The following is an 11,516-nucleotide window of genomic DNA, read 5'->3' as shown; positions in this document are numbered from 1 at the left end:
TCAGGCGCTGCGCGCCTTCAGGTCGGCCACGTAGGCGCGCCAGCCGCCGAAGTGCGTCACGTCGGTGGCGGCGGCCAGCGCATGGCCTTCGCAGATGAAGCCGTGCACCGTGCGGCCATCGGCCAGCTGCAGGCTGCCCAGGCCCAGCGGCGGCGGGATGAGGGCGAGGAAGCTGCCCACGTGGCGCAGCGGCACGTCCCACACCTCCACCGCGATGGCAGCGCCGCCTTCGGCCACGCGCTGCAGCCCGGGCTTGGGCGGCACGGTGCCGGGCAGCGCGAACAGGCGGTAGGCCGGCGCGGTGTATGTGGCCTCGCGCAGCGTGGCGCCGCGCTCGGTGAGCTGGCCATTGAGCGGCATGCCTGACAGGTGGGCGCCCACCACGGCGATGGGCAGCGTGGCCTCGGTGGCGGGTGTGCGCAGCAGGTCCGGCGCGTTGGCCGGGCAGGGCCGGTCGGTGGCGCCCAGCGGCAGTGCCAGGGCCTGCTGCCAGGCCTGGCCCAGGCTTGCCAGAGCCGCATCGGCGTTGGCCGGGCCGATGAAGGTGATGCCCGCCGGCAGGCCCTGCGCGGTGAAGCCGGCGGGCAGCGCCAGCGCGCTCCAGCCCAGCAGGTTGACGAAGTTGGTGTAGGTGCCCAGCCGGCTGTTGGCGCCGATGGGGTCGGACTGCAACTGCGCGAAGGTGGGATGGCCCGGGGAGGTGGGCACCATCAGCACGTCCACCTGCTGCCACCAGGCCGCGCTGGCCTGTTGCGCCGCACGCAGCGTGTACTGGCCGCGGAAGGCGTCGGTGGCGCTGAAGCGCTGCGCCTGCGTGATGACGGCGCGCACCGTGGGGTCGAAGGCTTCGGGCTGGCTGTCCAGCAGCGCCTGCACCGCGGCATGCCGCTCGGCCACCCAGGGGCCGCCGTACAGCAGCTCGGCCACCGCATGCAGCGGCGCAAAGTCCAGCGGCACCAGCGTGTGGCCCATCGCACGCGCCTGCGCCAGGGCCTGCTGCCAGGCGGATGCGTGCGTGTCGTCCAACACCGGCTGGGCCGGCACGCCGATGCGCAGCGTGGCCGGCAGCTGCGCCGAGCCGGGCATGAAGCGGCTGTAGGCGTCGCTGGCGTCTTCGCCTTCCATCACCGCCAGCACCTCGGCCGCATCGTCCACTGTCAACGCGAACACCGAGACGCAGTCCAGGCTGCGGCACGCCGGCACCACGCCGCTGGTGCTTACGCGTCCGGGCGTTGGCTTCAGCCCCACGATGTTGTTGAAGCCGGCCGGCACGCGGCCGGAGCCGGCGGTGTCGGTGCCCAGCGCAAAGGCCACGTCGCCACGCGCCACCGCCACCGCCGAACCCGAGCTGCTGCCCCCGCTCACGCGGCTGGCGTCGAAGGTGCTGGCCGGCTGGCCATAGGGCGAGCGAGCGCCCACCAGGCCGGTGGCGAACTGGTCGAGGTTGGTCTTGCCCAGCCACACCGCGCCGGCGGCGCGCAGCCGGGCCACCGTGGTTGCGTCGGTGCCAGGCGTGTAGGCAAAGGCCGGGCAGGCGGCGGTGGTGGGCACGCCCGCCACATCGATGTTGTCCTTGATGGCGAAGGGCACGCCGAACAGCGGCTGCGCCGCCAGCAGCTCGGTCAGGTCGCCGCCTGCGGCATCCAGCCGCGCCTGCAGCGTGGCCGCCTGCGCCAGCACTTCATCGGGCGTGGCCAGGCGGATCCAGGCTTCACGCGGGCTGTGCGCCTGGATGTGTGCCAGCCGGGCGGCCAGCAGCTCGGAAGGGCGGGCGCCGGCCAGGTAGGCGGCACGCCAGTCGGCCAGGGTGAGCAGTGTTTGTTCGTTCATGGTGCACGCGTTGGTATACCAGTTGGTGCACCTGCATCAAGCGTGCCAGCGCTTGACTGGCGCTGCGTGCGAGGGCTGTACGAGCGGCATGCGAGCGGCGTGCGAAGGACGGGGCCTTGCCGCCCGGCCATGGCTTGCTTATTGCAAACGCCCCGGCCAGCAACTGGTATCCCAGTTCGTATGCATCAAGTTGGATCACCGGAGCCCTGAGATGCCCGTCACCGTCGATGCCTTGCCCGCCCCCTTCGACCTCGATCCGCTGCGCACCGCGCTGATCCTCATCGACATGCAGCGCGACTTCATCGAGCCCGGCGGTTTCGGTGAAAGCCTGGGCAACGACGTGTCGCTGCTGCGCGCGGCCATCGGCCCTTGCCAGCGGCTGCTGTCGGCGGCGCGGGCCGCGGGGCTGCTGGTCATCCACACGCGGGAAGGGCACCGGCCCGACCTGAGCGACGCGCCGCCGGCCAAGGTGCAGCGCGGCGCGCCCAGCCTGCGCATCGGGGCGCCGGGGCCGATGGGCCGCATCCTCATCCGCGGCGAGCCAGGCCACGACATCATCCCCGAGCTGTACCCGCAAGCGGGTGAGCCGGTGATCGACAAGCCCGGCAAGGGCGCCTTCCATGCCACCGAGCTGGGGCCGATGCTGCAGTACCGCGGCGTGCGTGACCTCATCGTCTGCGGCGTCACCACCGAGGTGTGCGTGCACACCACCGTGCGCGAGGCCAACGACCGCGGCTACCGCTGCCTGGTGCCGGCCGACTGCTGCGCCTCCTACTTCCCCGAGTTCCACGAAGTCGCCCTGCGCATGGTGCATGCGCAGGGCGGCATCTTTGGCTGGGTCAGCGACTCAGCCCGCCTCCTGGCCGCGCTTGACCGCGCCGGCTGACCGCTGTTCAACGCTTCACTGCAGGAGTAGATCCATGACCACTGCACGCATCCCGACGGCGGCTGCCGCCGGCAACGGTCCCCGGCTCTGGGCGCCCGGCGACTGGAATGCCTTCTTCGGCTTCGGCACCAACATCCTGGTGAACCTGCTGGTGCTCACCGGCCTGCTGCGCTACGTGCTGAAGATGCCCGACCCCATCGTGTTCGGCCGCATCCTGCCGGCGGCCGGCCTGATGATGGCCTTGTCCACGCTGTACTACGCCTGGCTGGCCTGGCAGCTGGCCAAAAAGACCGGCCGCAACGACGTGTGCGCGCTGCCTTCGGGCATCAGCGTGCCGCACATGTTCGTGGTGGTGTTCGTCATCATGCTGCCCATCGCGCTGAAGACGGGCGACCCGATCAAGGGCTGGGAAGCGGGCCTGACCTGGGTCTTCGTGCAGAGCTTCGTGCTGATGGTCGGGGGCTTCATCGCGCCGGTCATCCGCCGCATCACGCCGCGGGCCGCGCTGCTGGGCACGCTGGCCGGCGTGTCCATCGCCTTCATCGCGCTGCGGCCGGCGCTGGAGATGTTCATGACGCCGCTGCTGGGCGTGGTGTGCTTCGCCATCATCCTGGTCAGCTGGTTCGGCGGCGTACGCTGGTTCCGCGGCGTGCCGGCCGGCCTGGTGGCCATCGCGGTGGGCTGCATCATCGCCTGGGGGTCCACCGCGCTGGGCATGCCCATCGGCGGCATGAGCCTGGCCAACCTGGTGGCCTCGTTCAGCAACTTCGGCTTCTCGGTGCCGCTGCCGGCGGTGGGCCATGTCTTCTCGGGCTTCGAGTTCCTGGGCATCATCCTGGTCACCGCCATCCCCTTCGGCATCTACGACCTGGTGGAGGCGATGGACAACGTGGAAAGCGCGGCGGCCGGCGGCGACCACTTTCCCACCACCCGCGTGCTCACGGCCGATGGCGTGGTCAGCCTCATCGGCTGCCTGATGGGCAACCCCTTCATCAACGCCGTGTACATCGGCCACCCGGGCTGGAAGTCCATGGGCGGGCGCATCGGCTACTCGGCGGCCACCGGCATCGTGGTGCTGCTGATGTGCTGGCTGGGCATCATCTCGGTGATGACCTCGCTGATCCCGGTGGTGGCCATCGCGCCCATCCTGCTCTACATCGGCATGTTGATCGGCGCGCAGGCCTTCCAGGAAACGCCGCGCAGCCATGCACCGGCGGTGATCCTGGCCTTCATGCCGCACCTGGCCGCCTGGGGCAAGCTGCAGATCGACAACGCGCTGGGCGCTGCCGGCACCAGTGCCGCGGCCGTGGGCCTGGACAAGCTGGGCCAGACCGGCGTGCTGTACCACGGGCTGGAAGTGCTGGGCGGCGGCGCCATCCTGGGCGGGCTGGTGCTCGGTGCCATCGCCACCTTCATCATCGACCGCGAGCTGGTCAAGGCCGCGGCCTTTGCGGTGGCCGGCGCGCTGATGACCTTCTTCGGCTTCATGCACGGCGAGCAGATCGGCATCGGCCAGAGCCTGCCGGTGGCGGTGAGCTACCTGGGCTTTGCCGCGGTGCTGCTGGCCTGCGCCAAGCTGGCCCAGGTGGCGCCCAAGCCGGCCGAGCATGCGGAGCCCTTGCCCGCCTAGACTGGCGGCATGAACAAGCCTGTGCTGCTGGCCCATGCGGGCCGCCTCATCAACCATGGCCCCACGGTGCTGGTGTCGGCCGCCCACGGCGGCCGCCGCAACGTGATGGCCGCCGCCTGGTCGATGCCGGTGGAGTTCGATCCGCCGCGCATCGCGGTGGTGATCGACAAGAAAACCTTCACCCGCGAGCTGATCGCCGCCAGCGGGCAGTTCGCCATCAGCGTGCCCTGCCATGCGATGCGCGACGCCACCTACACCGTGGGCAGCGTGTCGGGCCGCGACTTGGCGAACAGCGGCAGTGCCGACAAGTTCGACACCTACGGCATCGGCCACTTCGCCGGCCCGGTGCTGGGCCTGCCGCTGGTGCAGGGCTGCGTGGCCTGGATGGAGTGCCGGCTGATCCCCGAGCCGCACACCGAAGACGCCTACGACACCTGCTTCGCCGAGGTGGTGTCGGCCCAGGCCGACCCCCGCGTGTTCGATAACGGCCGGTGGCAGTTCCGCGACGACAACACCGACCTGCACACGCTGCACCACCTGGGCGGCGGGCAGTTCGTGCTGCCCGCTCGCACGGTGCAGGGGCAGGTGCTGGTGGCGCGCTGAGGTGGCGCGCCCAGGGCCACCCAAGGGCTACGTTGGGTGCGCGGCTGCCGCGCTACATTGATGCCTTTCCTGATGGGGCCGTTTCATGACAGTCAGCCCGCGAGCATTGTTGCGACGCGTCATCCTGCGCAACTTCAAGAGCATCGGCTTCTGTGACGTGCGGCTGCAGCCGCTCACGTACATCGTCGGCCCGAACGGGTCCGGCAAGAGCAACTTCCTCGACGCACTTCATCTGGTGCGTGATGCCTTGAACAGCTCGCTGGACAACGCCATGAACGAACGTGGTGGCCTCGCAGAGATCCGGCGTCGCTCCAGCGGTCATCCGACGCACTTTGGCATCCGCCTCGAGTTCGAGTTGCCGGATGGACGAGCCGGCCATTACGCCTTCGACATCGGCGCTCTCAAGGACCGCGGCTACGAGGTGTTGAACGAGGAGTGTGCCCTTGGCGAGGCGGGCCAGGGCCCGCGTTTCAAGATCAACCGGGGAGAGGTGAAGGCCTGTAGCGAGACGACCTTCCCGCTGGTCACGGCGGACCGGCTGGCACTTGTTGCAGCGTCTGGGCTGGCGGCCTTTCGACCCGTGTTTGATGCCCTGGCCTCCATGGGTTTCTACAACCTCAACCCGCGCCTGATGCGCGAACTGCAAAAGCCCCAGGAGGGTCGGCTGCTGAAGCCGACCGGCGAAAACATCGCCAGCGTGATCGGCCATCTGGAGCGCGTCGCCCCGGGTCAGCAGGCCATCGTCAAGGAGTTCCTGCAATCCGTGGTGCCCATGGTGCAGGGCGTTGAGCGCAAGCAGGTCGGGCCCATGGAGACGCTGGAGTTTCTGCAAGAGATGGCGGGCGCCCGTCACCCGTGGCGGTTCCTGGCGCAAAACATGTCGGATGGCACGTTGCGCGCGCTGGGCGTGTTGGTGGCGCTGTTTCAGGGCAATCGCGACTATGCCCCCACGCTGGTGGGCATCGAGGAACCAGAGACCGCGCTACACCCGGCAGCCAGCGCGGCACTGCGCGATGCGCTGGTGCGCGCATCGGCGCAGACGCAGGTGCTGGTCACCAGCCACAGCCCCGAGCTGCTGAGCGACCCGGACCTTTCGGACGACGCCCTGCTGGCCGTGTCGTCGGTCGGGGGCTCGACACACATCGCACCGATCGACCCAGCCTCGCGCGAAGCGATGCGTCAGCACCTGTTCACGGCTGGCGAGTTGCTGCGCTTGAACCAGCTGGTGCCCGACCCCGCCATCGTTTCACAGCAGTCAGCCAGGCAGGCCGAGTTGTTTGGCGGCTCGGAGGTCTGAGGTGCGCATCGCATCGATCGTCGAGGGCGACGGAGAAGTGTTGGCCCTGCCGGTGCTGCTGCGCAGGCTTGCCGGCTGGCGGACCCAAGGCCGGTATGTGGACGTCAGCACGCCAATACAGGTGCGGCGCGATCGCTTTCTGAACCGCGAAGAAGACTTCAGCCGCCACCTGCTGCTGGCCGCTGCCAAGGCTGGCGAAGACGGTTGGGTGCTGGTGCTGCTCGATGCAGACGACGACTGTCCGGCGAGCAAGGGGGCCGAGGTTCTGCAGCGGGCGAAGAGCGTGGTGCCACACCGCAGCGTGTCCGTCGTGCTGGCGAACCGAGAGTTCGAAGCGTGGTTCATCGCCGCCGCCTCTTCGCTGTCAGGCCATCGCGGGTTCATGCCCGACCCGCGCCTTGCAGTGCACGCGGAAACGCCGCGCGACGCCAAGGGATGGATGAAGTCCCAGATGGCCTCGCGCGCGTACAGCGTGACGACTGATCAGCCTGCCTTCTGCGCGCGCTTCGACCTCGATCAGGCGCACGCCGCCAGCAGGTCCTTTCGCAAGTTGTGCAGCGAATGGGACCGGTACGTGCACGTCGAGGAGTGAGGCGTTCGACGTCAGCGCCGCCGCTTTAGCCACCCCACAGCTGCCAGCCCACCCAGCATCAGCAGCGCCGTGCCCGGCTCCGGCACCGCCGTCATGAACGGGTAGATGCCGCCCGACAGCGTCTGCAGGTCCACCTGGGTGGTGAACACGCCGTCGGCGCCGCGCACTTCCAGCTTGGTGATGCTGGCGGTGTTGCCGAAAGCGGCCTGGCCGCCGCCCGAGAACAGGGTGCTGGCGGGCGCTTCCACCTGCACCACCGCGACCAACAGCGCGTTGAGCAGGATGGGCCGGCCATAGCGGAAGTCGAACTCCAGCGTCGCGGTCTGGTCGATCGACTGTTGCCGCTGCGAGTTGTAGGCGGCCGAGTCCAGCACGTTGTTGAAGGCTTCCAGGCTGGTGATGTCCAGGTCGTAGCGGCCCCAGGCGTCGGAGAACACCGTGCTGCTGCTGCTGGCCATGCCGTCGAAGTGGGTGGTGATGCGCATGCGGCCCAGGGTGTCCAGCGGCCGCCCGCCGATCGTCCATTCGTCGCGGAAGCTGGCCTGCGACAGCACCTCGGCATCGGGTGCGATCTGGAACACGCTGCTGATCGCCCGCGAGATGTCGAGCGAGGCCGAGGCCGACAGCGAACCCACGCCTGCACGCGCATCGGCCACGAAGCTGCCGGTGTTGAAGCTGCCCGCCGGAAAGGACTTCTCGCCGTGCGCGAACTGGGGCGTGCTGCCATTGCCGGTGTGCGTTTCGCCATTGCTCAGGCTGAGCACGATGCCGCCTGCTTCGGCGCGCACCTCGGCCGACTTGTAGAAGCCGGCCATTGCCGGGGTGGGCATCAGGGTGCCCGCGGTGACGGCCAGGCAGGCCGCCGAAGCCAAGAGAAATGCACGCATGTCGGCTCCTGGTCAGTGGGCGGCATTGTGAGTGTCGGCGCGCGGCGCCGCACATCCCCAGAACCGAAGCGGCAGGCTCGTACGCCCTCGCGTACGCCATCCGGCGTATGGCCGATCCTGCGGGTCATCCCTAACCTGCGCAGCGTCCGATCCACGGTCGCTTCAACGCCAACAAGGGGTACCCCATGACCACTCGCCGTTCCTTCTCGATCAAGCTCTCCGCCCTGGCGCTGGCCGCCATGGGCGCCACCGCCGTGCATGCCCAGGAGACCATCAAGGTCGGTGTGCTGCACTCGCTGTCGGGCACCATGGCCATCTCGGAGACGGTGCTCAAGGACGTCGCGCTGATGACCATCGACGAGATCAATGCCAAGGGCGGCGTGCTGGGCAAGAAGCTCGAGCCGGTGGTGGTGGACCCTGCTTCCAACTGGCCGCTGTTCGCCGAGAAGGCCCGCCAGCTGATCACCAAGGACAAGGTGGCCGTGACCTTCGGCTGCTGGACCTCGGTCAGCCGCAAGAGCGTGCTGCCGGTGTACGAAGAGCTCAACAGCCTGCTGTTTTACCCCGTGCAGTACGAGGGTGAAGAGCTGAGCAAGAACGTGTTCTACACCGGCGCCGCGCCCAACCAGCAGGCCATCCCGGCGGTGGAATACCTGATGAGCAAGGACGGCGGCAGCGCCAAGCGCTTCGTGCTGCTGGGCACCGACTACGTGTACCCGCGCACCACCAACAAGATCCTGCGCGCCTTCCTGAAGAGCAAGGGCGTGGCCGAAGCCGACATCATGGAGGAGTACACCCCCTTCGGCCATTCTGACTATCAGAGCATCATCGCCAAGATCAAGAAGTTTGCTTCCGAAGGCAAGAAGACCGCGGTGGTGTCCACCATCAACGGCGACTCCAACGTGCCCTTCTACAAGGAACTGGGCAACCAGGGCCTGAAGGCGACCGACGTGCCGGTGGTGGCCTTCAGCGTGGGTGAAGAAGAGCTGCGCGGCGTGGACACCAAGCCGCTGGTCGGCCACCTGGCCGCCTGGAACTACTTCATGTCCATCAAGAACCCGACCAACGATGCCTTCATCAAGGCCTGGAGCGACTACGCCAAGGCCAAGAACATCCCGGGCCACAAGGACAAGCCGCTGACCAACGACCCGATGGAAGCCACCTACATCGGCATCCACATGTGGGCGCAGGCGGTCGAGAAGGCCAAGAGCACCGACACCGACAAGGTGATCGCCGCGATGGCCGGCCAGACCTTCAAGGCGCCGGGCGGCTTCACCTCCACCATGGACCCGAAGAACCACCACCTGCACAAGCCGGTGTTCATCGGCGAAGTGAAGGCCGATGGCCAGTTCAACGTGGTGTGGAAGACGCCGGGCCCGATCAAGGCCCAGCCGTGGAGCCCGTACATCCCCGAGAACAAGGGCAAGAAGGACGAGCCCGAAAAGAAGTGAGTTGAAAGTCCTGGCCGCGGCGGCTGACGCCGCGGCCCGTGCAACCAGAAGGGATGACCAATGCAGGTCCGTTGGATCGTGCCGGGCTTGCTGGCGCTGTTGATGAGCGTCGGGGCCCAGGCACTGACGCCGCAGCAGGCGCGTTCGATTGCCACCGGCGACAGTGACGAGCGCATTGCCGCGATGCAGGCCGCACTGGCCGCCGCCGATACCGGCCTGGCGCCGCTGGCCCAGGCCCTGCTGGACGACGCGGTGAAGATCACGCCCGAGCAGGTGCTGATCGTGCGCGATGGCCAGGCCACCGACGCGGCCAGCGGCCAGCGCGTGGCCAGCGTGCCCGAGACCGCGGAAGACCCGGTCAACAACAACCGCATCCGCCGTGCGCTGCAGTCGGCGCTGGCCTCGCTGCAGCTGTTTTCGCCGGACCGGGCACAGCGTGCGGCCGCCATCACCCAGCTGCGCGACCAGGCCGACGAAGGCCTGATGCCGCTGCTGGACAAGGCCGAAGCGGCTGAGCCCGATGCCGCGCTGAAAAAGCAGCTGAGCCTGCTCAAGGCCGGCGTGCTGGTGAGCTCAACCGACACCGACAAGCGGCTGGCCGCCGCCCGGCTTCTGGAAGCCAGCGACGACCCCAACACCCGCAGCCTGCTGCTGGAACGCCTGGCCACCGGCGGCGAAGCCGACCCGGCCGTGCGCGCCGCCCTCGCCAAGGCCCTGACGGCCGTCGAGCGGCGCCTGTCTATCGGTGAATGGATGGGCGTGCTGTTCACTGGCGCCAGCCTGGGCTCCATCCTGCTGCTGGTGGCGCTGGGCCTGGCCATCACCTACGGGCTGATGGGCGTGATCAACATGGCCCATGGCGAGCTGATGATGATCGGCGCCTACGCCACCTTCGTGGTGCAGAACCTGTTCCGCCAGTACCTGCCCGGCGCGTTCGACTGGTATGTGCTGGCGGCTATTCCGCTCAGCTTTCTGGCCAGTGCGCTGGTGGGCGCGCTGATGGAGCGCAGCGTGATCCGCTGGCTGTACGGCCGGCCGCTGGAAACGCTGCTGGCCACCTGGGGCATCAGCCTGGTGCTGATGCAGGCGGTGCGCTCCATCTTCGGCGCGCAGAACGTGCCGGTGGAAAACCCCGCCTGGATGAGCGGCGGCGTGCAGGTGATGAGCAACCTGACCCTGCCCTACAACCGGCTGGCCATCCTGGCCTTCGCCTTTCTGGTGCTGGGCGGCGTGGCGCTGCTGATCGCCCGCACGCGGCTGGGCCTGTTCGTGCGCGGCGTGACGCAGAACCGGCGCATGGCCTCCTGCGTGGGCGTGAACACCGCGCGGGTGGACACCTATGCCTTCGCGCTGGGCGCCGGCATCGCCGGCCTGGCGGGCTGTGCCCTTTCGCAGGTGGGCAACGTGGGCCCCGACCTGGGCCAGAGCTACATCGTCGATTCGTTCATGGTGGTGGTGCTGGGCGGCGTGGGCCAGCTGGCGGGCACCGTGGTGGCGGGCCTGGGCCTGGGCGTGCTGAACAAGCTGCTGGAAGGCTGGGCCGGCGCGGTGCTGGCCAAGATCATGGTGCTGGTGTTCATCGTGGTGTTCATCCAGAAGCGGCCGCAGGGCTTGTTCGCAATGAAGGGCAGAAGTGCCGAGGCCTGACGTCACCGCCTGCATGAACGGAGAAATCGAATGAGTGCTGTGTTACCTCCCACCTTCACGCTGCCCGCCCCCAAGCGCGGCACGCTGCTGGGCACCAAGGGCTGGACGGGCGTGTTCGTGGCCCTGCTGGTGGTGTGCGTGCTGGCCCCGGTGCTGAACCTGCTGGTGCCCGAGGGCAGTGCGCTGCACATGAGCGACTACTCGATCGGCCTCATCGGCAAGATCATGTGCTACGCCATCTGCGCGCTGGCGATGGACCTGATCTGGGGCTACACCGGCATCCTGTCGCTGGGGCACGGGCTTTTCTTCGCGCTGGGCGGCTACGGCATGGGCATGTACCTCATGCGCCAGATCGGTCGCGACGGCAACTACAAGAGCGACCTGCCCGACTTCATGGTGTTCCTCGACTGGAAGGAACTGCCCTGGCACTGGGCGCTGAGCGATTCGTTCCTCGCGCAGATGCTGCTGGTGCTGCTGGTGCCGGGGCTGCTGGCCTTCGTGTTCGGCTTCTTCGCCTTCCGCTCGCGCATCAAGGGCGTGTATTTCTCGATCATCACGCAGGCCCTGACCTTCGCGGCCATGCTGCTGTTCTTCCGCAACGAGACCGGCTTCGGCGGCAACAACGGCTTCACCGACTTCAAGCGCATCCTCGGCATCCCGATCGCCACGCAGGAGATGCGCATGACGATCTTC

At 68.3% G+C, this 11,516-nt stretch carries 9 protein-coding genes and 1 pseudogene; 8 read left to right on the top strand and 2 right to left on the bottom strand.

Translation table 11 applies throughout. From position 1 onward, the window contains the following. On the bottom strand, window positions 1–1,830 hold the full coding sequence (gene atzF, locus ABNT58_RS15940; RefSeq protein ID WP_348754440.1) for an allophanate hydrolase: 1,830 nt from the start codon (window positions 1,828–1,830) through the stop codon (window positions 1–3). A gap of 211 nt (window positions 1,831–2,041) precedes the next feature. On the opposite strand from atzF, the gene ABNT58_RS15935 reads away from it, so the two are divergent. The 5 genes from ABNT58_RS15935 to ABNT58_RS15915 all read left to right on the top strand — a co-directional run bounded on the left by ABNT58_RS15935 (window position 2,042) and on the right by ABNT58_RS15915 (window position 6,838). After that, window positions 2,042–2,716, top strand: a complete 675-nt coding sequence (locus ABNT58_RS15935) for an isochorismatase family cysteine hydrolase (protein WP_348754439.1) — start codon at window positions 2,042–2,044, stop codon at window positions 2,714–2,716. Window positions 2,717–2,750: 34 nt separating this feature from the next. Then, the gene (locus ABNT58_RS15930; RefSeq protein WP_348754438.1) at window positions 2,751–4,346 is read left to right on the top strand and encodes a hypothetical protein; all 1,596 of its coding nucleotides are present in this window, start codon (window positions 2,751–2,753) and stop codon (window positions 4,344–4,346) included. Window positions 4,347–4,355: 9 nt separating this feature from the next. After that, window positions 4,356–4,949 (top strand): flavin reductase family protein, encoded by a 594-nt coding sequence (locus tag ABNT58_RS15925; protein ID WP_348754437.1) that lies wholly within the window; start codon window positions 4,356–4,358, stop codon window positions 4,947–4,949. Window positions 4,950–5,034: 85 nt separating this feature from the next. Then, window positions 5,035–6,246, top strand: coding sequence for an AAA family ATPase (locus tag ABNT58_RS15920; protein WP_348754436.1), 1,212 nt, complete (start codon window positions 5,035–5,037; stop codon window positions 6,244–6,246). Between the two features lies 1 nt (window position 6,247). Continuing rightward, window positions 6,248–6,838: a DUF4276 family protein gene (locus ABNT58_RS15915; protein ID WP_348754435.1), complete on the top strand. Its 591-nt coding sequence runs from the start codon at window positions 6,248–6,250 to the stop codon at window positions 6,836–6,838. Between the two features lie 11 nt (window positions 6,839–6,849). Here the strand turns inward: ABNT58_RS15915 and ABNT58_RS15910 are convergent, their stop codons facing one another. After that, window positions 6,850–7,725: a PEP-CTERM sorting domain-containing protein gene (locus ABNT58_RS15910; RefSeq protein ID WP_348754434.1), complete on the bottom strand. Its 876-nt coding sequence runs from the start codon at window positions 7,723–7,725 to the stop codon at window positions 6,850–6,852. A 185-nt stretch (window positions 7,726–7,910) separates the two neighbouring features. On the opposite strand from ABNT58_RS15910, the gene urtA reads away from it, so the two are divergent. The 3 genes and pseudogenes from urtA to ABNT58_RS15895 form a co-directional block, all read left to right on the top strand. Next, window positions 7,911–9,176, top strand: a complete 1,266-nt coding sequence (gene urtA / locus ABNT58_RS15905) for an urea ABC transporter substrate-binding protein (protein WP_348754433.1) — start codon at window positions 7,911–7,913, stop codon at window positions 9,174–9,176. A 60-nt stretch (window positions 9,177–9,236) separates the two neighbouring features. Further along, on the top strand, window positions 9,237–10,823 hold the full coding sequence (urtB, locus tag ABNT58_RS15900) for an urea ABC transporter permease subunit UrtB (protein ID WP_348754432.1): 1,587 nt from the start codon (window positions 9,237–9,239) through the stop codon (window positions 10,821–10,823). Between the two features lie 30 nt (window positions 10,824–10,853). After that, window positions 10,854–11,516 (top strand): annotated as a pseudogene (locus ABNT58_RS15895) (urea ABC transporter permease subunit UrtC); the annotation flags it as partial.

Origin of the sequence: uncultured Aquincola sp., from assembly GCF_964001545.1 — a bacterium.
Taxonomy (GTDB): domain Bacteria; phylum Pseudomonadota; class Gammaproteobacteria; order Burkholderiales; family Burkholderiaceae_C; genus Aquincola.
This window is presented reverse-complemented; position numbering and strand designations above follow the sequence as displayed.